This window comes from Tistrella mobilis KA081020-065, assembly GCF_000264455.2.
Taxonomy (GTDB): domain Bacteria; phylum Pseudomonadota; class Alphaproteobacteria; order Tistrellales; family Tistrellaceae; genus Tistrella; species Tistrella mobilis.
The window spans coordinates 37,890-59,524 of the sequence record NC_017957.2 but is presented as its reverse complement, the minus strand read 5'-3'; the positions used below and the strand labels follow the sequence as shown (position 1 = coordinate 59,524).

The window sequence follows — 21,635 nt, the reverse complement described above, 5'->3', positions numbered from 1 at the left end:
CGTCGCGGCCGGTCCTCCCGAACCGGCATCCTCTCAAGGCAGAGAGTGTGCCCTATCCCGCGCGATCAGGCGAGCGATTGCAGATGGCGGAATGTGCAGGGCCGGGCTGCACCGGTGGCAGGGGGGAGGGGGCAGCAGGGGGCCTCAGACGGTCCGCAGCTGCCGGATCAGCCGCTGCAGGCCGGGATCGCCGCCGGGCAGCGCCCGGATGGTGCCGTCGTGGTGGCCGGCGGCACGGGCTTCCAGCGCCGCGCGGCGGGCATCGCGGGGCGACAGGCCGAAACTGCGGCGGAAGGCGCGGGCGAAGGCGGTGTCGTCGGTGAAGCCCCAATCATAGGCGATGTCCGACAGCCGGCGATGGGCCTGGGCCGGATCGGTGATCGCCGCGAAACAGCGCCGGAGCCGCCGGGCGCGGATATGGGCGACCACCCCGCCCGAGCTTTCGAACAGCCGGTAGAGGGTGGGGCGCGAGATGTGGAAACGCTGCATCAGCGCATCGGGCGTCAGCTCCGGGGAGGTCAGGTTGGCGTCGATGAAACGGTGCATGGCGCCGAGCACGGCATCGCGCACCCCGTGGCGCACCACCTGGGCGGCCTCGCCGTCGGTGGGGCCGGCCAGCGCCATGGCCCTGCGGAAACAGCCGGCGATCAGCCCGGCCGTGCCTTCCATCACCGGCCCGGCATCGGCCGGGTCGATCAGCGCGCCCTGGGCCACCAGGCTTTGCAGATGGGCGGCGAGGATCCGGCCGGGGCCGGAACTGCCGTCCAGCACCAGCCCGTGCAGATCGTCGGGCGTGTCGACCAGCGGCGCCAGCAGGGCGCGGGGCAGCAGCAGAGTGACGTTCCGGAACTGCCCGGCATCGGTCTGCATGGTCCGCGACAGGTCGAACAGGCAGACATCGCCCGGGCGGACCGCCATCTCGCGGCCCTCGGCCTCGCCGTCGAAGCCGCCCTGGCGGTAGAGCTGGACGATGAAATGATCCAGACCGCCGCGGGCGATGGTGCGGCCGTCGCGCCGGAAGCGCTGGCCGCCGGCATGGGCGTCGGTGATGACCGCCTGGCCGAAATCATGGGCGACGATGCCGCCCCGGAACGGATCGCCGCCATCGCGCGGGCGCGAGACGTCGAACACCCCGTCCAGCGCCAGACGCCAGCCTTCGAAGGCTGCATCATGGCCCCCGGCATTGGCGCCGAACAGCCGGACGACCCCGGCCGCTTGCGTGGGCGCGGCTGTGGACAATTCCGGGTCGGGAACGGAAGGGTTGGGCACGGGCGGTGGTCTTTCATAACGGCCATCGCGGATCGAGACGCGGGGCCGGCTATCTGAGACGCCGGGCCGGGTTCGCCGGCGGCGCCCAGGTTATGATAACGCCCTGGCACGCCCGTCGTCTCGCCCAACACGTCGTCTCCCCCCAACAGATGTCCCGGACGTGCCGTTCCAAGGATCGCCGTCATGTCGAACGTTGCACAGTCTGAGACTGCCTTCCCGGTTCTGGAAGCGCTCGCCCGCAGGATCGCCGCCGATTACGCCCTGGCCGAACGGCTGGTCGCCCGCGCCCGCAGATCGGGTCTGAACGCCGCCGCCCTGGCCGAAGGTCATGACCTGAAGGACGTGCCGCTGCTGACCGCAGTGGCGCGCATCGCCGATGCCTTCGACGAGGTGCTGGCCGGCCGCCGGCGCGGCAGCCCGGCATCGGCCGAACCGGGCTGATCGCCTCACCCCTCCGCGATCGCCTGTTCCGCCATGATCCGGGCGGCTTCGGCACTGGTGCCCAGGATCAGACCGGCGTTCCAGCGTGCCAGATCGGCGGGGGCGTCGGGGGTGTCGCCGCGGCCGCGGCGGGGGGCGAACTGCGTGAATTCCTGCCAGGCACCCGGTCGCCCCTCCAGCACCGTGCCGCCCGCTTCCTGCACCAGCAGCACGCCGCCCGCCACATCCCAGAGATTGGGCGAATTGAAGGCCGCCGCCTCCAGCAGGCCGGCCGCCACGAAGGCGCATTCGATGGCAGCCGATCCGGTCTTGCGCAGATCCCAGGGGTGGCGGCCGCGGCGGAATTGCGGCACGCCGGCCAAACGGCGGTGCACCATCGGGTTGCGGGCAGGCGTGAGCGGCTGGCGGTCGAATTGCAGCCCGCTGCCCTTGCGTGCGTGATAGACGCCCGGGCGCAGCGCATGGCTGGTCGCGCACCAGACCGCCGCGGCCACCGGCCGGCCCCGTTCCAGCACGCCGATCGAGCAGGCGAAAAGCGGGAAGCCGTTGACGAAATTGGAGGTGCCGTCGATCGGATCGATCGCCCAGACCACGCTGTGATCGCGGCCGGGGCGGTGGTCGAATTCTTCGCCGATCACGTCGTGTTCCGGGAAGCGCCCGGCCAGGCGCTCGCGGATCGCGCGCTCGACCGCCTCGTCGACATCCGAGACCGGGTTGCGTAGCGTGCGGTCGTCTTCGGCGCCGGTCTTGTAGCGCACCGACAGCAGAGAGCCCAGCCGCGAGACGATTTCGGCGCCGGCGCGCTCGGCCAGTTCCACCGCCAGCATCTCGATGTCATGAAGCTCGTTCGGGCTGAGGGCGGTCACGGCGGGTCTCCGTCTGGCGGGTCGATCAGATATCGGGATCGGTGAGGATGCGGAAGGGATCGGGCCGGATCCGAAAGGGGTGGGGGTCGAAGGCGAAGGGGCGGCCGGCGGCATCTTCGGTCAGCTGCGCATCGTCGATCCTGACCGGGCCGCTGGTTGTCCAGAACGCTATGGGCCGTCCAGAACGATATGGGGCGCGGTCAGCGGCGACAAGACATGGACCGGCATTTCGGGATCGGCGAGCCAGTCCCGGGCCGCCGCCAGATGGCGGGCGGACAGGGTGACGGCGCAGATCTGGCGGCCGCCGGGCGACAGGCCGGGTGCGATCAGCAGCCGCGGCCCGCTCCATGGCAGGCAGGGAACCTCCACCAGCAGGCTGCGCAGGGCTACGACCCGGTCGCCCAGCGTCAGCCGGCAGCGCTGCGGCGGCGGCAAGGCGCAGGCCGAGATCGGGATCCTTTGCGTGGATGAGGGGCGCTGCCGCCAGTCCCTGTGCGTCAAGCCGCGCGCGCAGCCGCGCCTCCGGCCACAGGCCGCCGCCGGCGCCGGGGTTGTGGACGACCGGCAGCGGGAAGGATGCATCAGCCACCAGCATGGCCAACCAGCCGGCCGGCGCCGATCACATGGCCGTCCATGGCCTTCAGCACCGCGTCGGGATCGGCGGCGGGGCCGACCTCCAGCCGCGGGACATCCAGCGCCAGCACGACCAGGTGCCAGGCGTGGCGCCTGTCGCCCGGCGGCGGCTTGGGGCCGGTATAGCCGATGCCGCCCTGGCTGTTGGTCGCCTGGCGGGCGCCTTCCGGATCGCGCAGCACCGGCGCCGTCGGCAGGCCGGTGCGCAGAGCCTGATGGCCGACCGGGATGTCGTGGATCATCCAGTGGACGAAGGGTTTCGGATCCCCCGCATCCGGATCCTCCATGATCACCGCGAAGGAGCGGGTGCCTTCGGGCGCGCCCGACCAGGTGAGTGCGGGCGAGGCGTCGTGGCCGCGGGCCAGCATCGCCGTCGGCAGGCTGCCGCCGTCTTCGAAACCGGCGGTGACCGTCATTTCCGCCGCCTGGTCCGGCGCCAGTTGCTCCAGCGCCAGCGGCCGGCCCGCAGGCTTCTGCGCCGGCGGCTCTGCGGGCGCGATGCGCGCGCCGGTCGCCTCCGTCGCGGGGTGGGTGATGCGGTAGATCACGCCATTGGTGTCGTCCCCCACCATGATCGCGCCATCGGGCATGATCGCGAGGCCGACCGGCCGGCCGATCATGCCGGGCACCCGGTCATCCCCCCGGGGCGCCGCCAGAAAGCCGGTCAGGAAGGGGCGGACCTCGACCGGGCGGCCGTCTTCGAAGCGTACCCGCACCACCTCGTAACCGCTGGGCGTGGCCCGGTTCCAGGATCCGCGCATGGCGACGAAGGCATCGCCCGCCACATCCGCCGGCATGCCGGTGCCGTCGTGGAACGCCATCTGCATCGGGGCGGCATGGGCGGTGTAGCCAAGCGCGGGTTCGGTCGACATCGCCTTCCAGTCGGCCAGCGACACGCCGTCGGGCGGGGCGCTGCGGACATGGGGGCGGGAGAAATCCACCAGATGCGGCCAGCCATAGCGGCCGCCCTGTTCGATCCGGTTCAGCTCTTCCAGCTGGCCGTCGTCGCCCAGCCAGTCGATGCCGTGATCGAAGCCGTAAAGCGCGCCGGTTTCCGGCTGCCAGTCGAAGCCGATGGTGTTGCGCAGGCCGCTGGCGAAGATCCGGCGGCTTTGTCCGTCGGGGCTGGCGCGCAGGATGGTCGCATGTTCGGGATTGGGTTCGGCGCAGGCATTGCAGCTGGAGCCGACCGAGATGTAGAGCTGCCCGTCGGGGCCGATGGCCAGCGTCCGGTTCGGGTGCTGGCCGCCATCGGGCAGGTCGTCGATGATCCGTTCCAGCCGCGTGAAGCCGCCATCGGCCAGCACCTCGGCCACATAGACATCGGTGGTGGTGGCAAGAAAGACCCGGTCGCCGTCGAAGGCGATGCCGTGGAGCCCGGCGCGGCTCGCCACGGTGCGCGGCGTGCGCGCGCCGCCGCCATCGGCCGCCGGCAGCATCACCACATCGCCGGTGTCGCGGCGTGTGGCATAAAGCGTGCCGGCGGGGGAAACCGCCAGCATGCGCGGCGCCCCCAGATCGCGGGCATAGACCTCGACCTTGTAGCCGTCGGACACCGTCAGGTGGCGGATCAGATCCTGGTCGCGTTCGGGTAGATCCAGCTTCGCCGGCTTCACCACGGCGACGGTCGCCTGCACCGCCATCGGCGGGTCCTGGGCGCGGACGGGGGTGGCGGCCAGGGTGAGGGTGGCGACCAGGGTCAGGGTGGCGACCAGGGTGAGGGGGGCGACATTGGGGGGCGCTGCAAGGATGGGGAGAAGCGCGCGGGCGTGCATGGGCGGTCTCCTGCAGGTTCCGTCTTCGGCCAGGTTTCATGATCGACCTGCCGGTGCAACGCCGGCAGGGCCCGATCGATCCGCGCGGAGGGAGAGTTTGTTAACCCGGTTCTGCTAAACTTCAACCTCTGCCCCGCAAAGGGCCGCGTGCGAGCAGGACGAGATGACCCGACCCACCGAGCCGACTTCTTCCGTCGAGCCGACCCCGACCTCCTGGCCGATGTCCGCGGACGAAGACGATCGTCTTGCGGCGCTTGCGGCCTATCATCTGGTCGACACGCCACCCGAAGAGGAATTCGATCGTCTGGTGGGCCTGGCCTCGCGGCTGTTCGACGTGCCGATCGTGCTGGTGTCGCTGGTGGCCGGCGACCGGCAGTTTTTCAAGGCGCGGCTGGGGCTGGATGTCTGCGAGACCGGGCGCGACGTGTCGTTCTGCGCCCATGCGATCCTCGCGGACGAGGTCTTCGTCGTCCCCGATGCCCGGCAGGATCCGCGTTTCCAGGCGAATGATCTGGTGCTGGGGCCGCCCTTCATCCGCTTCTATGCCGGCAAGCCGCTGATCACCCCGTCGGGCCGGCGGATCGGCACCGTCTGCCTGATCGACAGCCGGCCGCGCGACGATTTCAGCGCGGCCGACCGCCACACGCTGACCGATATCGCCGGGCTGGTGATGGAGCGGATGGAAATCCGCCGCCTGATCCATGCCCGCATCGCCGATCAGGCGCGGTTCGAAAACATCGCCGCCACCTCTCCCGACGCCATTCTCTGCCTGACCGGCGATGGCCGGGTCAGCTTCTGGAATGCCGCCGCGGAACGGCTGTTCGGCTACAGCGCCGCCGAGATGGTCGACCGCGACGCCGCGATCCTGGTGCCGGACAGCTGGCGGCGGCTTTATGCGCGACAGCTGGACCGGCTGCGCCGGGGGCTGATGCCGGCGGCCGGGCCGTCGATCGAACTGCCGGTGATCGACCGGAACGGCAAGGCCATTCCCGCCGATCTGTCGGTCTCCACCTGGACCGAAGGCGGGGCCGTCAGCATCGGCGTGATCATCCGCGACGTGACCGAGCGCCGCAGCAGCGAAGAGCGGCTGTTCCGCCTGGCCTATGTCGACAGCCTGACCGGGCTGCCCAATCGCGGCGCCTGGTATCGCCGCATGGCCGAGGTGATGGCCGCCTCCCGTCCGGTCACGCTGATGCTGCTGGATCTGGCCGGCTTCAAGGAAGTGAACGATGCCTTCGGCAATCCGGCCGGGGATGTCGTGCTGAAAAGCGCCGCAGCACGGCTGCGCGACATCTGTGCGGGGACGGCGATGATGGTCGCCCGGCTGGCGGGGGATGAATTCGTCATTCTGCTGGCGGGCGACGACATGGCGCGGGCGAGCGCGCTGGCCGACCGGCTGATGGCCGCCGTTTCGGCCCCGCACGACATCGCCGGCCGCCCCTGCACGGTGGGTGTGCGCATGGGCATTGCGCTGGGGCCCGGCCATGGCGGCGACCCGGACGAGCTGCTGGGGGCGGCGATGCTGGCCCTGCAGCAGGCGAAACGGGCCGGCCGGAACCGCCATGTGCTGTTCGAGCCGGCCTTGCGCGCGGCGGCCACCGCCCGCCGCGCGCTGGAGCGGGAATTGCGGCTGGCCTTCGAGACCGGCCAGTTCGAGCTGTATTATCAGCCGCTGATCGCCTGCGAGGGCCGCCGCGTGGTCGGTGCCGAGGCGCTGCTCCGCTGGAACCACCCCGAGCGCGGCCTGCTGACGCCCGCGGCCTTCATCGACGTGCTGGCGCAGAAACCGGCAGCCGCCGCGGTGGGGGACTGGGTCCTGCGCACCGCCTGCCGGCAGGCCGCGGTCTGGCGCGCAAGCCGGCCCGACTTCCGGATCGCCGTCAACCTGTTCGAGGCCCAGTTCCGCAGTGGCCATCTGCTGGAGCTGGTGCGCGAGGTGCTGGCCGAAACCGGCCTGCCGCCCCAGGCGCTGGAGCTGGAGATCGTCGAGACCATCGTGCTGCGCAACGACCCGCTGACCCTGCAGCTGCTCGATGATCTGCGGGCGCTGGGGGTGGGGCTGGCTTTCGACGATTACGGCACCGGCTTCGCCTCGCTCAGCCTGCTGAAGCGCTTCCCGGTCACCCGGCTGAAGATCGATCGCAGCTTCATCCGCGACATCACCACCGATGCCGAGGATGCCGCCGTGGTGCGCGCGGTGCTCTATCTGGGCCGCAGTTTCGGCATGGAGGTGATCGCCGAAGGGGTGGAGACCGAGGCGCAGCTTGAGATGCTGTGCCGCCACGACTGCCACGAGGTCCAGGGCTATCTGTTTGGCCGGCCGGTGCCGGCCCCCGTCTTTGCTGAAAGCTTCGTCACTGGCGGCGTCACAGAAGCTGGGTCCCCACCAGGACGAAGCCGCCAAGGCTGATTGCGAAGGCGATCAGCGCCAGCACCCCGTCATGGGCGACCAGGGCCAGGCCGAAAGCGGTGATCGCTGCCGCCGGCACGGCGGCCCCCATCGGCACCAGTTCCAGCGGCGGCATGATCGCGGCCAGCGCGACCGAGACACCCGCGATCACCCGGTTCCAGGGGCTGCGGGTCAGCCAGGTCAGCCGCGGCTTGATCAGCCGGTCGACGAAGCGCGCGACCGGCCGCGACACCCGGATGGATTTGTCCAGCTTGCCCTGATCGGTGCGCAGCCGGCGCAGAAAGCCCGGCAGCCAGAAGCTTTCGCGTCCCAGCAGCAGCTGGCCTGCGATCAGGATCACGATCACCCCGAAGATGGTGGGCACCGACGGAATGCCGCCCAGCGGCGTCATCACCACCAGCCCCGCCACCAGCAGCAGCGGCCCGAAAGATCGCTGGCCGATGGTGTGCCAGATGTCGTCGACCGACACCTTGCCGTCCTGGTCGTTCCGGCCGGCCTCTCCCAGCCGGTCGAGCAGGTCGTCGAGATTGCCGGGCTCGCCCGAGCCCGAGGCTTGCGACCCCGAAGCTTGTGTCTTCTGACCTGTGGTTTCGGCCGTCACCGCTGACCCTCCTTCGGTTTCGCCCCTCAATCCCCGCCTGCCCGATCCGTTCCGGCCGGAATGTCCCGCACTGTCGCCGCCGGCAGAATTGACCCGCGGGACGGGAAGAAACCCATGGGTCGATGAAAACGGTTGCGGAGCCGGGCCGTTCACTTCAATCATACGGCCGCAAGACCGGGCATACCGCCGCGACGCGCCGCAACCGACAGGGAGGCTGGGAATGGGTCCGCTTCAGGGGATCAGGGTCATCGAGATCGCGGGCCTCGGCCCGGGGCCGTTCTGCGCCATGCTGCTGGCCGATCTGGGCGCCGATGTGCTGCGGATCGAGCGGGCGACCGGCAGCGGGCTGTTCGATCCGAAATTCGATCTCTCCAACCGCGGCAAGCGCTCGGTGGTGCTGGACCTGAAGAAGCCGGAAGGTGTCGCCGCCGTGCTGAAACTGGTGGAGAGCGCCGATATTCTGACCGAGGGCTTCCGCCCCGGCGTGATGGAACGGCTCGGCCTCGGCCCCGATATCTGCCTGGCGCGCAACCCGAAGCTCGTCTATGGCCGCATGACCGGTTTCGGCCAGACCGGGCCGCTGGCGAAGGTGGCCGGCCACGACATCAACTACATCGCCATGTCGGGGGCGCTGCATGCGATCGGCGGGGCGGACAAGCCGGTGCCGCCGCTCAACCTGGTCGGCGATTTCGGCGGCGGCGCGCTCTATCTGGCCTTCGGGCTGATGGCGGCGCTGATCGAGGCCGGGCGCAGCGGCAAGGGCCAGGTGGTCGACGCCACCATGATCGACGGTGCCGCCAGCCTGATGACCATGATGTACGGCATGGCCGCCGCCGGCAGCTGGGATGATCGCCGCTACTCCAATCTGGTCGATGGCGGCGCCCATTTCTACGACACTTACGAGACGGCCGACGGCAAACACGTCTCGATCGGCTCGATCGAGCCGCAATTCTATGCCGAGCTGATCCGCCTGGCCGGGCTCGACCCGGCCGAATTCGCGGCCCAGAACGACAAGGCGGAATGGCCGCGGATGAAGGCCCGGCTGGTCGAGGTGTTCAAGACCAAGACCCGCGACGAGTGGTGCAGCCTGATGGAAGGCAGCGATGTCTGCTTCGCCCCGGTGCTGTCGATGTTCGAGGCGCCGGAGCACCCGCATAATCGCGAACGCGGCACCTTCATCGAGGTGGACGGCGTGGTTCAGCCGGGCCCGGCGCCGCGCTTCAGCCGCACGGCACCCGACCGGCCGACCCCGCCGCCGGCCCCCGGCACCCATACCGATCAGGGCCTGGCCGATTGGGGCTTCTCCGCCGACGAGATCGCCGCGCTGAAGGCATCCGGCGCGGCTGCCTGAGGGCCGGCCGGTGGTGGGGCTTACCCCGCCACCACGCCCATATCGGTCGCACCCGTCACGGTGATCGCGACATTGCCGATCGCCGCCACCGCAGGCCCGGTGGGGCGGAGGGCGGCCAATTCGTCGCGCGGCGCGTCGAAGAAGCGCAGCTCCGCCGTGCCGCCGACCATCGGCCCGGCCATCCGCCCGGTGATGCCCGGCAGCACCAGGCGGAGCGCGCCGGGCGTCGGTTCGCCGATGATCGACGGCGCCCCCACCAGCCCATAGGTCGGCCCGGCCAGGAAGCCCAGCGCCTGGCCTTCACCGCCATCCAGCGTCACCGCCGCTTCGGCCAGCCGCCGGTCCTTGACCGCCAGGCTCGCCCCCAGCCGGGTGCCGGCGCGGAGCGGAGCGGCCGCCGGATGGTCCAGCCCGTAGGAGCGGGTCATCCACACCTGGCCGAGTTTCTTGGGCCAGCCCTGCAGCCAGCCGCGGATCAGCGAGATGTCCTGATCGACCCAGATCATCGGGCAGAAATTGACCAGCGCACCCTCGCGCTCGGCCTCGACCAGCAGGATGAATTCCCGGTACTGGGCATTGACCGGGTCGAGCAGTTCCCAGCCGTCGGTGGTCGCCTGCCATTCGCAGACATGGGCGATGATCCGCCCGGTCGCGCGGCCGAACCCCTGGGGCAGGAAGCGCGCGGCGGCCGCCGGATCGGTCGGGCAGGCCATGGACAGCACCGTGCCGGCATAATGCCAGGGCGGCGGCGGCACCAGAGAGGAACGGCCCTCCGGGGTATAGGGGGGTGTGAAACCGTGCAGCATGGATGATAACCTTCGGGTGATAAGGCCCGGCCCTGTGCACCGGACACGCGCAGTGTAGCGCGTTTCGCCCGAAAAGCGCGTGCAAAGCTTGCCGACAACGTCACAGATCCCGCAAGATCCTGCCGGCTTTCTCTTAATCCGGGGATGGATCATGCCGGAGATCAGCTTCGATGCCGCCGACATCCGGATCATGCGCACGCTTCAGGGCGATGGCCGGATGAGCAATCAGGATCTGGCCCAGGCGGTCGGCCTCTCGCCCTCGCCCTGCTGGCGCCGGGTGCGGCGGCTGGAGGAGTTGGGCGTGATCCGCGGCTATGGCGTGCAGCTCGACCGCCGCAGGCTGGGCCTCGGCGTGCAGGCCTTCGTCCGCGCCCGCATCGGCGTGCATTCCGAAGCCGAGGCCCGGCTGTTCGAGGCCGAGGTGATGCGCCTGGACGAAGTGACGGCCTGCTGGGCGATCACCGGCGAGGCCGATTTCCTGCTCCAGGTCGTCGCCGCCGATCTGGATGCCTTCGGCAGCTTCGCCATGACCGTGGTCCGCCGCCTCCCCGGCATCCGCGAGATGCATTCCAGCCTGGTGCTGCGCGAGATCAAGACCCCGGGCACCCTGCCGCTGCCGCGGGCGGGGTGACCGCCTTCGGGCCGTCGGCGCCGGTTTCACGCCGGCGACGCAAATATCTTTCGCGTGGAAATAAACAGCGTTGGAATGACTTTCCCAAAGCGACGCCTGGAGCTGCGTCCGAAGAGTTCGGTCAGAAAGTCTGTTTGAAAATGACGACGTTTTCCTGCAAAGTGCCCTGACCGCGAGGTCACCCGTGTACCGGAACCCCGTACGCCACTTGAACCCGTTATGTGCTGGTGTGGATATGAACAAGCCTGAAATGACCGCCTCTCCGGCGCATCCTGCCCTGCCCCGGAATACGGACCTGCTGCCCTGGGCTGCGCCGGTTCTGGGCGTTTACAATGCCACGCCCCTGACCCAGGGGATCAGCAATGTTTCGGACGACGGCTTTATTTCCACCCATTCCTGACCCGCCGCCAGGATGGTTCAGAGCAGCGCCGGGTTTCTGGCCGGCACCGGTGGCGCGGTGCGTGATCTGGCCCGCCGCTGCCCGTCGGACTTCCGCATCGACCGGATTCACCAGGGTGACGGCGGTGTCGTCGTCGGGCTGGGCCGCGACAACCCGACCGGCCGGCTACGGCGCCCCGCGCCCCGATCAATCGGGGCGGGTCCGTCAGGCGCGGTGACGCTGGTCAACGGCGAGATCTACAATCTCGCCGGTCTGGCCCGAGAGCTGGGGCTGGACCGGACGACGCCGCTGACGCCGGTGCGGCTGGTCGATGCCCTTCTCGACCGGTGGGGCGTCGACGGGCTCGCCCGGCTGGATGGCGACTACACCCTGGTGCGCTGGTCGCCCGCCGATCGCTCGCTGCTGCTCGCCGCCTGCCCGATGGGGCGGGACAGCCTGTGCCATGCCGCCACGCCCGACGGCATCGTTGCGGCCAGCCGACCCAGCTGGTTGCTGGCCGTCCCGGAGGTTGATCCGGAACCGGACCCCGAGGTGCTTGCCTACCGGCTGGTCAAGATGGAAAGCCGGATCGGCGACCGCACCCCCTGGCGCCACATCCGGCGCCTGCAACCGGGCTGGTATCTGGAATGGCAGGACGGATCCACGCAGACGGCCCCCTTCTGGTCACCGGTGCCGCGGCGCACACTGCGTCTGCGCCGGGATGCCGAGTATGTGGAGGCCGCGCGCGAACATCTGGACCGGGCGGTCGCCGCGCGCTGCCCTGCCGGCAAACCCATCCTGTGCCTGCTGTCGGCAGGGCTGGATTCCCCCGGCGTCGCCGCGACGGCCTCCCGCAGCCATGACGCGCCCGTCCATACCCTCACCATCCGCGCCGATCCCGATGTTCCCCAGCTGCCCCCGGATGCCGGTCATTTCGCCGACGAGTGGGAGCGTCTGCAGCCTTTCCTGGCCCGCTATCCCGGGTTGACGCCGCATCTGGTCGATGCCTGGCAACCCGACCTTTCGATGGAATATGCCGGCGGGCCGCTGCAGAGCCGCGACTGGCCGGTGAAGAGACCCTATCAGATATCCTGGATGCTGTTGCCCTTGGAGCGCACTGTGCGGGAACAGGACATCGGCGTGGTCCTGAGCGGCGATGCGGGCAATGTCACGCTCAGCTATACCGGCGGCCGGGTGGCGGCCGATCAGTTGCGGCGCGGGCGGGCGCTGGCGGCCTGGCGCAACCTCGTTCCCTATCGCCCGGAATTGCGGGGCCGGCCACGGCTGTTCTGGGGCCCCCGGGCGCTTTGGGGTCAGGCGGTGGCGCCCCTGGCCGGCCCCGGCATTCGCCGCCTGACGCGGCGGTTGCGCGGCGGCCGGGACTATTGGTGGCAGGAATGGAGCAGCATCCGGCCAGAAGTCGCGGAACGGTTGCGGCTGGCGGAACACGATCAGCCGACCGTGCGCACGGGCTCGCCCGATCTCGACAACCATATCCGGCTGCTGGAACATTTCCGCCAGAACAACGCCCAATACGCCCACCTCTTTCAGGGCATGGCCTGGTCCTGGCGCGATCCGTATTGCGATCTGGGCCTGGTGGAGTTCTGCCTGTCGCTGCCGCGCGACCAGTTTCGCCGCAACGGGGTGCCGCGCCTGCTGGCCCGCCGCACCCTGGCAGACCGCGTGCCGCAGCCGATTCTGGATGAGCGTCGGATCGGCCTGCAGCATGCCGACTGGTTCGGCTGGATGGGGCGGCGGCGCGACTGGATGGCGGCAGAGATCGACCGGATCGAACAATCACCCCTGGCCTGCTCCATTCTGGATACGCAGCATATGCGCGCGATCCTGGATGCCTGGCCGGCCACCGCCGAAGAGGCCGGGCGCTTCCCCACCTCTCACCGTCTGCGCAAGGGGCTGGGCGAGGCGCTGCGGGTGGGGCAGTTCATCCTGATGCAGGAAGGCCGCAATGGCTGAAGGTCTCGCCGGAACCGGCCCGATCTGCATGCCCGTCCGCGCCGTGCCCTCGGCCGGCGGTGGCAGCTTCCTGCTGCGGCCGATGGCGGCCGATGCCCCGGTCGAGGAGGTGTTGTTCGGTCTGCATGGCCGCCCGCCCGCCGATCATCCGGCCGCGGCGGGGCTGCACTCTGCGCTGATCCGTGACCATGCGCCGACGGCGCCGGTGTTGCCGCCGCTGCTTGCGATCTGGCATCTGACCCGCTGCGGCTCCACGCTCACCGCCCGCATGCTGTCCTGCATCGATGCCCTGCAGGTGATGGACGAGCCGGGGGCCGTGGTCGATATCTGCGGCGCCTTCTGGGCGCTGGTGCCCATCGCCGACCGGCTGGCGGCGCTGGATGCGGCGCTGCGGTCGCTGGGCCAGCGGGTCAGGCCCGGGGCACGGCATCTGGTCGTGAAGCAGTCGCTGCGCAGCTGGCGGGATCAGGATCTGTTCGCGCAGCTCCATCCGGATATGCACCGGGTGCTGATCATTCGCGATCCGCTGGAAATCCTGGTGTCGAACCTGACCGGGCCACCGGGCTGGCTGAAGCTGCGTGATGCGGTGTGGTCGCCGCTGCTGTCGGGGGTGGCGCTCGCCCGGCAGCGGGAGTTGAGCGATGCCGAATTCATCGTCCGCTGCCTGGGCCGCGCCTTCACCGCCATGGCGGCGACGGTGGAGGCGGATCCGGCGGGCTGGCTGATCCTGGATTATGCGGAACTGCCGGATGCGGTGATCACCCGCCTGCTGCCGCGCCTGGGCATCACGCCGACACCGGTCGAGGCGGCGGCGATGGCCGATGCGACCCGGCTTCAGGCCTGGAGCCGCCGGGGCCGCCGGCCCTTCAGCGACGACCGGGCGCAGAAGCAGGCGGCCGCCACCCCGGAGATGCACGACCTCTGCGACCGTTTCCTGCGCGCGCCCTGGCAGCGGCTGGCGGCCGTCGCCCATGGCGGTTCCGGAATGCTCAACCTCGATCAGGCAGCAAGGCAGTCCGCGTCATGATCTTCCCCCCTGAGACCGTCTTCACCCGTTCTCCCGACCCGCTCACCACCGAGATCGATGGCGATGTGGTGATGATGGATCTGGCGAGCAGCGCCTATTTCAACCTGGACAGCATCGGCGCCGCCATCTGGGCGCGGCTGGAGACCCCGACGCGGTTCGAGGATCTGTGTGGCGAGCTGCATGCCCGTTATGACGCGCCGCTCGACATCATCCGGCGCGATGTCGCGGCGCTGCTCGCAGACATGCTGACCCACGGGCTGGTGCGAAAGGAGGCAACGTGAACGACGCCCCGGACGTCACCGCCGCGCCGGATCTGGCCTCCATGGCCCGTCAGGCGGCCTTCCTGCTTGTGCAGGGCCGGGCCGATGCGGCTGCGGCGCTCTGCGGCCACATCCAGGCGATCGACCCCAATCTCGAAACCTTCGGCGCCTTTGTCGACCTGTTGATCTGGGCCCGCCCGCGAGAGCGGCTTTACCCCCTGGTCCGGGCGCTGGTCGATGCCGGCTTCGCCAATCCGCGCAGCTTCGACCTGCTGGCCGCCACGGCGATCTGGGCGGGCGATATCCCGGCCGCCCGGGAGCTGACCAGCCCCGAGCGGTTCCTGTCGATCACCCGTCTGCACGGGCCGGATGATCCCGATCTGGCGCCGCTGGTGGCCGAGTTGGCGAGCGGGCTGGAGCATTATGACCGGCCCGGCGACCGCTCCATCCGCATGGGATCGCGCCGCAACCATCTGGAACGGTCGGACAGCCCGGTGCTGCGCCGTCTGCTCGACCGGCTGTGGCGGGTGGCTTGCGACTATGTCGACCGCCTGCCGGCGGACCCGGCCAATCCGTTCCTGCGCGCCCGGCCGGCCGGGCTTGTCCTCAAGGCCTGGAGCGTGGTGTCGGGGGCGGAAACCCGCCATCTTCCCCATCTGCATGCCACCAGCTGGGTGAACGGGGTCTATTACGCCGAGGTGCCGCCGGTGGTGGCGGATGTAGCGGGCCGGCCCGGCTGGCTGCGCGTCGGCCCGGCTGCCGGGCGCGGCTTTCCGGCCGCCGGTTGCGGGGCTGGAGGTTGGGAGGAGCGCTGGATCCGTCCTGAACCCGGCCTCGTGGTGCTGATGCCCAGCCATTTCACGCATGAGACCGTACCGCTCGGCTGTGATCAGCGGCGGATCTGTGTGGCCTTTGAACTGCATCCGGCCCCGCCCGGCCAGGCCGGGCATTCGCACTGAGGGCGGCCGATCTCTCAGCCCGCATCCTTCACGCCCGATACAAGCGCATCCAGATGCGAGAGCAGCAGGCCGCGGAGGTTTTCCCCCACCCAGGCGGCCATGGCGCGTTCCTCGGCCAGGCATTCGGCCAGCAGGCGGGCGGCCTCGGTCTCGCCGGCTTCGGCTGCCAGCACGACCAGGCTTTCGTACCAGGCCACCTCGTAATGGGCCATGCCGAACATGGTGACGCCGTTGCGCACCACCTCGTCGCCCCTCGCTGCGTTCAGCCGGGTGGCGAGGTCGCCGGTTGCGGCCATCATCATGTCCTTCAGCGCCGGCCGGTCTTCGCCCAGCGCATCCAGGATGTGTTCGATGCGGCTCTGCTGGGCGGCCTTGTCCTTGCGGTGGGCCTCCAGCCGGGCCGTCATCTGCGGCAGGGTGTTCAGCCGCGGCAGCTGCACCTTCAGCATCTCGTCGCCCAGCCGGGTGGCGGCATGCATGTCGCGCAGACCGATCACCAGCAGCCTGCGGGCCTCGTTCATCCGGTCGGTCATGCGCCTCTCCAGGTCTTCGTAAGCGATGCCCGGCACCCGGCCATCGGTCGTGCGGTAGAGCAGGGCCACCTTGCGGGCCGCAAGCCTGCGGCCCAGCGCGTAGAGGTCCAGCCCGCTGTTGCGGACGATGGGGAACAGCTCCTCCTCCTCGTCCTTCACATGGTGGTCGATGGCCCGGCGCAGCTCTCCCATCGCCTGATCCGCCGCCTCGCCGCGGGCGAGCACGGTGTCGATCCGGGCCATGATGCCGCGCGCCTCGTCGTGTTCATGGCGGCCATGGCCGGTCAGGTCGTCGCGGCCGGTGGCGCGGGCGGCCTCGGGATAGAAGATCTGCTCCTCGATCTCCATATGCCGCCGCAGCGCCCGGAGCAGTCGGCGGATGATGGCGGCGCGCTCCACCGGATCGGTCTGTTCGTCATGGGCGTCGAACATGGCCATCGCTTCGCGATGGTCCTGGATCAGCAGCAGGGTCGCGTCGGGCGCCACCTTGCGGCCGGTGATCAGGGCGGCACCCAGCGAGACCGGGTCGCCCAGATGCAGATCCCCCGGGACGGGGTCGCCGGTGCGGGGTGAACGCGCACAGTCTTTCGCCGGGGGGACGTGGCTGACGGTGATGGACATGGGGGGGCGTGCCCTCTTCAGCTGGCCCGGCGGCGGGCATAGGCGGTGGTGGCGTCGTCGCGCGCGTCTTCGCGCCTGAGCCCGGGCACCGGATGGGGGCCTTCGGTCTCCAGCCGGTAGTCGCCGCCATCGGCGCGCGCCCGGGCGATGATCTCTTCGGTCGGGTTCCAGCCGTCATTGACGGCGCGGTTCCAGGCGAAATAGCGGTCATCCGCCGGCAGTTCGTCCACCGGCACGAAATCGCTGTCTTTGGAGGTGAGGTCCACCTGCCGGGCCAGCACGTCGCGGATGAAGGCCTTGTTCTCACGGAAGACGATGCTCTCGCCCATCTCGCGCGGCAGGAAGGCTTCGGGGTCGCGCTTCTCCACCTTGCGCATCATCTCGCAGGCGACGTGCAGGTGTTCGATCTCCATCGCCAGGTGCAGCTCGTAGACCGCCTTCACCCGGGGGTCGACTTCGTCCTGCATGAAGGAATGGTACATCCAGCATTCGTGATACTGGTGCAGCACCAGGTTTTCGAACCAGCCGACCGTCGGGTCCAGGATGCTTTCGTAATGGCTGACATGCTGTTCCTCGATCTGGGCGATTTCCAGATAGGTGGCGCGCGCCAGCGGTTCCTGCGGCCGGTTGCCGATGTTCATGTAGAAATTCATCGTCTGCTGCTCGGCCGACATCACGGTCAGCGCATTCATCACCGATTGCGGATCGGCGGCGAGCGCGGTCATCGGGCGGCGGATCTCGTCGCGCGGATCGCGATGTTCGAACAGCGTCGGACGGCCGGGCATGATTTCGGTCAGCCGATCCGTGATCTCGTCCGCCTTGTGGCCCTCCAGCATCTGGTAGAGGTTGGCATAGCGGTAGAGGTGGTCGAAATCCTCCAGCAGGCCGAATTCGTAAACCTGGCGCAGATAGGGGTCGGGCTCGTGCTGGGCGATCCAGGCCGTCAGATCCACCGCCACCTGTTCATAGCCCAGCGTCACCTCCAGCGTGGTCTCGTCGCCGGGGATCAGCCAGTTCATCACCTTCTGCTGCTGGGCCTCGATCCGGCGCATCAGCGACAGCTGCTTGCGGATTTCGGGGTCGAGCGTGTTGCGGGCCATCTGGTGCGAGAACATCACCGCCTCGACCTCGATGCCGTTCATCACGATGCCGCGGCAGCGACTATAGGGGTGCACGCTCGCCTTGTCATAGGGCCGGATGTTCAGCTCCGACCAGGTGCGGCACTGCTTTTCGAGCGGAATGCCTTTTTCCTGCAGGGGATTGAAGGTCATCGGCTTCATCCTTCGCGTGTCGGATGGCGGGCATGCGGTCAGGAGCCCATCTCGTCGGCAATGTCGCGGATATGCTCCAGATGCCGTTCCACGGTGTCGGCGATCTCCGCCGCGGTCTCGCGGAGTTCCTCGTTCTCGCCCGCTTCGGCATAGCCCCGATGCAGCTGTAGCGCCGCTTCATGCGCCTCGATCTGGGTTGCGACATACATCCGGTCGAAGCCCGGGACCTGCTGTTCGTTCAGATCTTCCAGGATCTTCATCCGCCGGTCGTCGAGCCGCGCCGGCAGCTGCACCGACAGGCCCATATCGGCCAGCGTTTCCTTCATCTTTTCGGTCGCGGCGGTGTGGTCCAGCACCATGCGGCCGGCAAAGGCGCGGATGTCGTCGTTCTGCGTCTTGTTGCGGGCAAGCTTCGCCGCTTCGATCTCGAAGATGTCGGACAGCGCCGCCTCTTCGGTATAGGCGGCGGTGGAGCTGGCCGGGGCCGTCATGTTGGCGCCGGCGGCGATGCCGCTGCCGATCAGCACGGCGCCGGCTGCCATGGCGAACAGCCGGGCGGCGAGCACGGCATTGATGGTCGTGGTCCGGATCGGCCGGGGGATCATCGGGGCGTCTCCTCTCGGGCTGCACGGTATGGAGCTGCAATCCCGGCCCGGGCGCTATGTTCCGCAGGCAGATCCGCAGACGTCCGCGGAACCGGAACCGGCGCCGATCGATTTCCACCGGGGCAGCATCATCCGGAGACGTCATGTCCGGGCAGCATGAGCGGCGACGATCGCCGCGGCGGGATCTGATCATCGGGCTGGGCCGCGCCGCGGCCGGGGCCCTGCTGTTCACCCTGCCGATCCTGATGACCATGGAAACCTGGCAACTGGGCGTCACGGTGCCGGCATCCCGGCTGCTTCTGCTGCTGGCGCTCACCCTGCCGCTGCTGGTCGGGCTGTCGCGGATCGGTGGCTTCCGCCGGACCTCCAGCCTGGCCCAGGACACGGCCGATGCCGCGATCGCGATCGGCATCGCCGGCGTGGTCGCGGCCGGGGTGCTCGGCATCTTCGGCGTGATCTCGGACGCGATGCCGGCCTCGGAAGTGCTGGGCAAGCTCGCGATCCAGATCACCCCCGGGGCGGTGGGCGCGCTTTTCGGCCGCGCCCAGCTCGGGGCCTCGAACCAGGAGGATGCCGGGCGGGAAGAGGTGGAGGAAAGCTATGCCGGAGAGCTGTTCGTGATGGTCGCGGGCGCGCTCTTCCTGTCGCTCAACATCGCGCCGACCGAAGAGGTGGTGTTGATCGCCTGGCGCATGTCGCTCTGGCAGCAGCTGGGGCTTCTGGCGGCCAGCCTGATCGTGATGCATGCCCTGGTCTACCAGCTGGAATTCATCGGCGGCCATGGCCCCCGCACGGAAGACGGCTTCTGGAGCCTGTTCCTGCGCTTCACGGTCACCGGTTATGTGCTGGTCGCCCTGGTCAGTCTTTACGTGCTCTGGACCATCGGCCGGCTGGACGGCACCGGCCCGGTGGACGTCGCGGGCGTCGTGATCGTGCTGTCTTTCCCGGGCGCCGTGGGCGCCGCAGCTGCCAGAATCATCGTGTGATGAGGATATTCGTGTGATGGGGACGCGGATGGACGACGCGGGTGGCGGCGACAGGACCGACCCGCTGGAATGGATCATCGCCTCGGTCGCAGCGGCGGCCCTGGTCGCGCTGGCCGCATGGCTGGGCTATCTGGCCCTGACCGAACCCGCAGGCACGCCGGCCCTGGCCGTCCGCCCCACGGCGGTGCAGCAGGCCGGGGCGGGCTGGGTCGTCACCTTCGAGGCCAGCAACACCGGCCCGCGCACGGCATCCGAGGTCGAGATCGAGGCCGAGATCCTGGCCGATGGCCACGTCCTGGCCCGCGGTCGCACCCGCATCGATTATCTGCCCGCCCGCTCCACCCGCAAGGGCGGCATCCTGTTCGACCGCGATCCGACGGGGGCGGCACTGCGGATGCGGGCGGTTGGCTATGCGGATCCGTGAGGGGGGTCGCGCTGGCTGAGCAACCGTACGGATTCCCCCTGCTTCGACAGCAGGGCCGCTGCTTTTCGATCGAAAGAGACAAAGGTCTCGCCGCCCAGCCATTTGCCTTCATGGGCGATGATGCCGTCTGCGAAATCGCCGCCCGCGTCCAGCAGCGCAAGTCCCGCCTCTACCGCCGGCCTGTTCACAACGACAGTGTCGGTATTCAGCAGCGCCCGAATGGCGACGGCCACATCTTCTTTCGGCAGTTTGGCGCCCTGCCGCAGGATCCACACCAGTTCGCACAGGCACGGCAGTGGGACGGCGATCAACGTCGCCTGCTTCAGCAGGTCACGTGCCATGCGGCATTGTGCTTCGTCGTCCTGCAGGATCGCACGCGCCAGCACATTGGTATCAGCGATGACCTTCATGCGCCGCCAGACGTGCCGGCCCAGCCGGCCGCCGCGATGTCGTTCATCTCATCAATGGTCAGCGGCTTCTGCAGCGACACCTTGCCGTCCAGGGCATGAAAGAAGCCCTCAATGTTGCCGGCCGGGCGCGCCGCCCGCAGCCGGACCTCGCCATTGGGGAGCTTTTCGACGTCAACCCGTTCCCCCGGTTTGACCCCCAGATGCTGCAACAGATCCTGCTTCAGCGTGACCTGACCTTCAGCTGTGACCCCTAGTGATGCCATCACGACCTCCATCGCTCCACAGCTCTCAAATGTCATAGCGATGCGGCCGACCATCAAGTGCTTGATGTCAAGTGTCCGATGTCGTAGCGCGTCGGGTCTTCGATCCTGCCGGCCTAATGACTCTGCACCAGCTCATGCACGCTGAAATCCCGCGCTGCATCGGTCCAGCAGGCCTGGCTGCGCCAGCCGGCGCGGCGGGCGAGGCGGGCGAAGGTTTCGGGCGTGTATTTGTGGCTGTTTTCGGTGTGGATGGTCTCGCCCGCCCGGAAGCGGATCGGGCGGCCGGCGACGCTGACCACCTGGTCGGTCAGGCTTTCGAGATGCATCTCGATCCGGCAGAGGCCGGCATTCCAGCGGACCCGGTGGGCGAAGGCGGTGGGGTCGAAATCGGCGCGGGCCTCGCGGTTCAGGCGGGCCAACAGGTTCAGGTTGAAGGCGGCGGTCACGCCCTCGGGGTCGTCATAGGCGGCGATCAGGCGGTCTTCGTCCTTGACGAGGTCCACGCCGACGATCAGCCGGCCGTCGCGCCCCAGCAGGCAGGCGGCGCGGCGCAGGAAGGCCACCGCCTCTTCGGGCGCCAGATTGCCGATGGTCGAGCCGGGGAAGAAGCCGAGCCGAGGGCCGGGCAGGGCGGTGACGGCATCGGGCAGATCCAGGGCGGCGGTGAAATCGGCGACCACCGGGGCGACCAGAAGGCCCGGATGGTCGCGGGCGATCGCGGCCGCCGCCCGTTCCAGATGGCCGGCCGAGACATCGATCGGCACCCAGGCCGCCGGGCGGTCCAGCGCATCCAGCACCAGGCGGGTCTTGACCGAGGATCCGGCGCCGTAATCGACCAGCACCGCCCCCGATCCCGCATGGGTCGCGATCTCGGGCGCCCGGCGGCGCAGGATCGCGGTTTCGGCCCGGGTGGGGTAATAGGCGTCGAGCCGGGTGATGCGGTCGAAGAGCACCGAGCCGCGATCGTCGTAGAACAGCGCCGGCGGCAGGCATTTGGGAGTCCGGGTCAGGCCGCGCAGCGCCTGGGTTTCGATATCCGACGGGTCGGTGGCGGCGGCCGCGGCCCGGGCGCGCGGGCCGGCGGCGGTGATGCCGCCGGTGGGGCTGGCTGACATGGGAAGAAGCCTCCTTTAAGGGGAA

22 protein-coding genes are annotated in these 21,635 nt (G+C 69.3%); 10 read left to right on the top strand and 12 right to left on the bottom strand.

Features of this window, described 5'->3' with window-relative positions; all coding sequences use genetic code 11:
* Window positions 1–144: 144 nt before the first annotated feature.
* Window positions 145–1,269: a helix-turn-helix domain-containing protein gene (locus TMO_RS18225; protein ID WP_014747138.1), complete on the bottom strand. Its 1,125-nt coding sequence runs from the start codon at window positions 1,267–1,269 to the stop codon at window positions 145–147.
* Between the two features lie 183 nt (window positions 1,270–1,452).
* On the opposite strand from TMO_RS18225, the gene TMO_RS18220 reads away from it, so the two are divergent.
* Window positions 1,453–1,710 (top strand): hypothetical protein, encoded by a 258-nt coding sequence (locus tag TMO_RS18220; RefSeq protein WP_014747137.1) that lies wholly within the window; start codon window positions 1,453–1,455, stop codon window positions 1,708–1,710.
* A 5-nt stretch (window positions 1,711–1,715) separates the two neighbouring features.
* Here TMO_RS18220 and TMO_RS18215 read toward each other — a convergent pair whose 3' ends face one another.
* From TMO_RS18215 to TMO_RS18205, 3 genes are all read right to left on the bottom strand, one after another.
* Window positions 1,716–2,576, bottom strand: a complete 861-nt coding sequence (locus tag TMO_RS18215) for an inositol monophosphatase family protein (protein ID WP_014747136.1) — start codon at window positions 2,574–2,576, stop codon at window positions 1,716–1,718.
* A gap of 168 nt (window positions 2,577–2,744) precedes the next feature.
* Window positions 2,745–3,011 (bottom strand): hypothetical protein, encoded by a 267-nt coding sequence (locus tag TMO_RS18210; protein WP_014747135.1) that lies wholly within the window; start codon window positions 3,009–3,011, stop codon window positions 2,745–2,747.
* Window positions 3,012–3,157: 146 nt separating this feature from the next.
* A complete protein-coding gene (locus TMO_RS18205) occupies window positions 3,158–4,984 on the bottom strand; it encodes a YbhB/YbcL family Raf kinase inhibitor-like protein (protein ID WP_014747134.1) in 1,827 nt (608 codons plus the stop codon).
* 163 nt (window positions 4,985–5,147) lie between these two features.
* Here TMO_RS18205 and TMO_RS18200 point away from each other — a divergent pair, with 163 nt between their 5' ends.
* On the top strand, window positions 5,148–7,394 hold the full coding sequence (locus TMO_RS18200; RefSeq protein ID WP_272481419.1) for a putative bifunctional diguanylate cyclase/phosphodiesterase: 2,247 nt from the start codon (window positions 5,148–5,150) through the stop codon (window positions 7,392–7,394).
* Here the strand turns inward: TMO_RS18200 and TMO_RS18195 are convergent.
* On the bottom strand, window positions 7,351–7,995 hold the full coding sequence (locus tag TMO_RS18195) for an exopolysaccharide biosynthesis protein (protein ID WP_014747132.1): 645 nt from the start codon (window positions 7,993–7,995) through the stop codon (window positions 7,351–7,353). The two genes, TMO_RS18200 and TMO_RS18195, sit on opposite strands and share 44 nt — an antisense overlap.
* Before the next feature lie 214 nt (window positions 7,996–8,209).
* On the opposite strand from TMO_RS18195, the gene TMO_RS18190 reads away from it, so the two are divergent.
* Entirely contained in the window at window positions 8,210–9,346 is a 1,137-nt protein-coding gene (locus TMO_RS18190) for a CaiB/BaiF CoA transferase family protein (protein WP_041606967.1), read from the top strand.
* A gap of 20 nt (window positions 9,347–9,366) precedes the next feature.
* Here the strand turns inward: TMO_RS18190 and TMO_RS18185 are convergent, their stop codons facing one another.
* Entirely contained in the window at window positions 9,367–10,152 is a 786-nt protein-coding gene (locus TMO_RS18185; RefSeq protein WP_014747130.1) for an acetoacetate decarboxylase family protein, read from the bottom strand.
* Between the two features lie 151 nt (window positions 10,153–10,303).
* Here TMO_RS18185 and TMO_RS18180 point away from each other — a divergent pair, with 151 nt between their 5' ends.
* From TMO_RS18180 to TMO_RS18160, 5 genes are all read left to right on the top strand, one after another.
* Window positions 10,304–10,783, top strand: coding sequence for an Lrp/AsnC family transcriptional regulator (locus TMO_RS18180; protein ID WP_014747129.1), 480 nt, complete (start codon window positions 10,304–10,306; stop codon window positions 10,781–10,783).
* A gap of 412 nt (window positions 10,784–11,195) precedes the next feature.
* Window positions 11,196–13,136 carry an asparagine synthetase B family protein gene (locus TMO_RS18175; RefSeq protein ID WP_014747127.1) on the top strand — a complete coding sequence of 647 codons (1,941 nt, stop codon included), beginning with the start codon at window positions 11,196–11,198 and terminating at the stop codon, window positions 13,134–13,136.
* A complete protein-coding gene (locus tag TMO_RS18170) occupies window positions 13,129–14,163 on the top strand; it encodes a hypothetical protein (RefSeq protein WP_014747126.1) in 1,035 nt (344 codons plus the stop codon). Before TMO_RS18175 ends, TMO_RS18170 begins: the two co-directional genes overlap by 8 nt.
* On the top strand, window positions 14,160–14,444 hold the full coding sequence (locus TMO_RS18165; RefSeq protein ID WP_014747125.1) for a PqqD family protein: 285 nt from the start codon (window positions 14,160–14,162) through the stop codon (window positions 14,442–14,444). Before TMO_RS18170 ends, TMO_RS18165 begins: the two co-directional genes overlap by 4 nt.
* Window positions 14,441–15,382, top strand: coding sequence for a putative 2OG-Fe(II) oxygenase (locus tag TMO_RS18160; protein ID WP_014747124.1), 942 nt, complete (start codon window positions 14,441–14,443; stop codon window positions 15,380–15,382). Before TMO_RS18165 ends, TMO_RS18160 begins: the two co-directional genes overlap by 4 nt.
* A 14-nt stretch (window positions 15,383–15,396) precedes the next feature.
* Here TMO_RS18160 and TMO_RS29705 read toward each other — a convergent pair whose 3' ends face one another.
* From TMO_RS29705 to TMO_RS18145, 3 genes are read right to left on the bottom strand one after another with little or no spacing between them, the layout of a single operon-like run.
* Window positions 15,397–16,536 carry a DUF892 family protein gene (locus tag TMO_RS29705; protein WP_014747123.1) on the bottom strand — a complete coding sequence of 380 codons (1,140 nt, stop codon included), beginning with the start codon at window positions 16,534–16,536 and terminating at the stop codon, window positions 15,397–15,399.
* Window positions 16,537–16,553: 17 nt separating this feature from the next.
* Window positions 16,554–17,807, bottom strand: coding sequence for a hypothetical protein (locus TMO_RS18150; protein WP_014747122.1), 1,254 nt, complete (start codon window positions 17,805–17,807; stop codon window positions 16,554–16,556).
* Window positions 17,808–17,845: 38 nt separating this feature from the next.
* Complete coding sequence (locus tag TMO_RS18145) at window positions 17,846–18,412, bottom strand: DUF4142 domain-containing protein (protein WP_014747121.1); 567 nt, start codon at window positions 18,410–18,412, stop codon at window positions 17,846–17,848.
* A gap of 143 nt (window positions 18,413–18,555) precedes the next feature.
* Here TMO_RS18145 and TMO_RS18140 point away from each other — a divergent pair, with 143 nt between their 5' ends.
* Together TMO_RS18140 and TMO_RS18135 are read left to right on the top strand one after the other, a co-directional pair.
* Window positions 18,556–19,398, top strand: a complete 843-nt coding sequence (locus TMO_RS18140; protein WP_014747119.1) for a TIGR02587 family membrane protein — start codon at window positions 18,556–18,558, stop codon at window positions 19,396–19,398.
* Between the two features lie 16 nt (window positions 19,399–19,414).
* Entirely contained in the window at window positions 19,415–19,822 is a 408-nt protein-coding gene (locus TMO_RS18135; protein ID WP_014747118.1) for a hypothetical protein, read from the top strand.
* On the opposite strand, the gene TMO_RS18130 is transcribed toward TMO_RS18135, so the two are convergent.
* The 3 genes from TMO_RS18130 to egtD all read right to left on the bottom strand — a co-directional run bounded on the left by TMO_RS18130 (window position 19,807) and on the right by egtD (window position 21,610).
* Window positions 19,807–20,232 (bottom strand): type II toxin-antitoxin system VapC family toxin, encoded by a 426-nt coding sequence (locus TMO_RS18130; protein WP_014747117.1) that lies wholly within the window; start codon window positions 20,230–20,232, stop codon window positions 19,807–19,809. The two genes, TMO_RS18135 and TMO_RS18130, sit on opposite strands and share 16 nt — an antisense overlap.
* Window positions 20,229–20,495 carry an AbrB/MazE/SpoVT family DNA-binding domain-containing protein gene (locus tag TMO_RS18125; protein WP_014747116.1) on the bottom strand — a complete coding sequence of 89 codons (267 nt, stop codon included), beginning with the start codon at window positions 20,493–20,495 and terminating at the stop codon, window positions 20,229–20,231. Before TMO_RS18125 ends, TMO_RS18130 begins: the two co-directional genes overlap by 4 nt.
* A 113-nt stretch (window positions 20,496–20,608) precedes the next feature.
* Window positions 20,609–21,610 (bottom strand): L-histidine N(alpha)-methyltransferase, encoded by a 1,002-nt coding sequence (gene egtD / locus TMO_RS18120; protein WP_014747115.1) that lies wholly within the window; start codon window positions 21,608–21,610, stop codon window positions 20,609–20,611.
* Between the last annotated feature and the right edge of the window lie 25 nt (window positions 21,611–21,635).

What these genes read in the sequence shown, in the direction of transcription:
- TMO_RS18220 (WP_014747137.1), top strand. Translation starts at nt 1,453, where the DNA reads ATGTCGAACGTTGCACAGTCTGAGACTGCCTTCCCGGTTCTGGAAGCG.
- TMO_RS18205 (WP_014747134.1), bottom strand. Translation starts at nt 4,984, where the DNA reads ATGCACGCCCGCGCGCTTCTCCCCATCCTTGCAGCGCCCCCCAATGTC.
- TMO_RS18200 (WP_272481419.1), top strand. Translation starts at nt 5,148, where the DNA reads ATGACCCGACCCACCGAGCCGACTTCTTCCGTCGAGCCGACCCCGACC.
- TMO_RS18185 (WP_014747130.1), bottom strand. Translation starts at nt 10,152, where the DNA reads ATGCTGCACGGTTTCACACCCCCCTATACCCCGGAGGGCCGTTCCTCT.
- TMO_RS18180 (WP_014747129.1), top strand. Translation starts at nt 10,304, where the DNA reads ATGCCGGAGATCAGCTTCGATGCCGCCGACATCCGGATCATGCGCACG.
- TMO_RS18175 (WP_014747127.1), top strand. Translation starts at nt 11,196, where the DNA reads ATGGTTCAGAGCAGCGCCGGGTTTCTGGCCGGCACCGGTGGCGCGGTG.
- TMO_RS18170 (WP_014747126.1), top strand. Translation starts at nt 13,129, where the DNA reads ATGGCTGAAGGTCTCGCCGGAACCGGCCCGATCTGCATGCCCGTCCGC.
- TMO_RS18165 (WP_014747125.1), top strand. Translation starts at nt 14,160, where the DNA reads ATGATCTTCCCCCCTGAGACCGTCTTCACCCGTTCTCCCGACCCGCTC.
- TMO_RS29705 (WP_014747123.1), bottom strand. Translation starts at nt 16,536, where the DNA reads ATGTCCATCACCGTCAGCCACGTCCCCCCGGCGAAAGACTGTGCGCGT.
- TMO_RS18150 (WP_014747122.1), bottom strand. Translation starts at nt 17,807, where the DNA reads ATGACCTTCAATCCCCTGCAGGAAAAAGGCATTCCGCTCGAAAAGCAG.
- TMO_RS18145 (WP_014747121.1), bottom strand. Translation starts at nt 18,412, where the DNA reads ATGATCCCCCGGCCGATCCGGACCACGACCATCAATGCCGTGCTCGCC.
- TMO_RS18140 (WP_014747119.1), top strand. Translation starts at nt 18,556, where the DNA reads ATGTCCGGGCAGCATGAGCGGCGACGATCGCCGCGGCGGGATCTGATC.
- TMO_RS18135 (WP_014747118.1), top strand. Translation starts at nt 19,415, where the DNA reads ATGGGGACGCGGATGGACGACGCGGGTGGCGGCGACAGGACCGACCCG.
- TMO_RS18130 (WP_014747117.1), bottom strand. Translation starts at nt 20,232, where the DNA reads ATGAAGGTCATCGCTGATACCAATGTGCTGGCGCGTGCGATCCTGCAG.
- TMO_RS18125 (WP_014747116.1), bottom strand. Translation starts at nt 20,495, where the DNA reads ATGGCATCACTAGGGGTCACAGCTGAAGGTCAGGTCACGCTGAAGCAG.
- egtD (WP_014747115.1), bottom strand. Translation starts at nt 21,610, where the DNA reads ATGTCAGCCAGCCCCACCGGCGGCATCACCGCCGCCGGCCCGCGCGCC.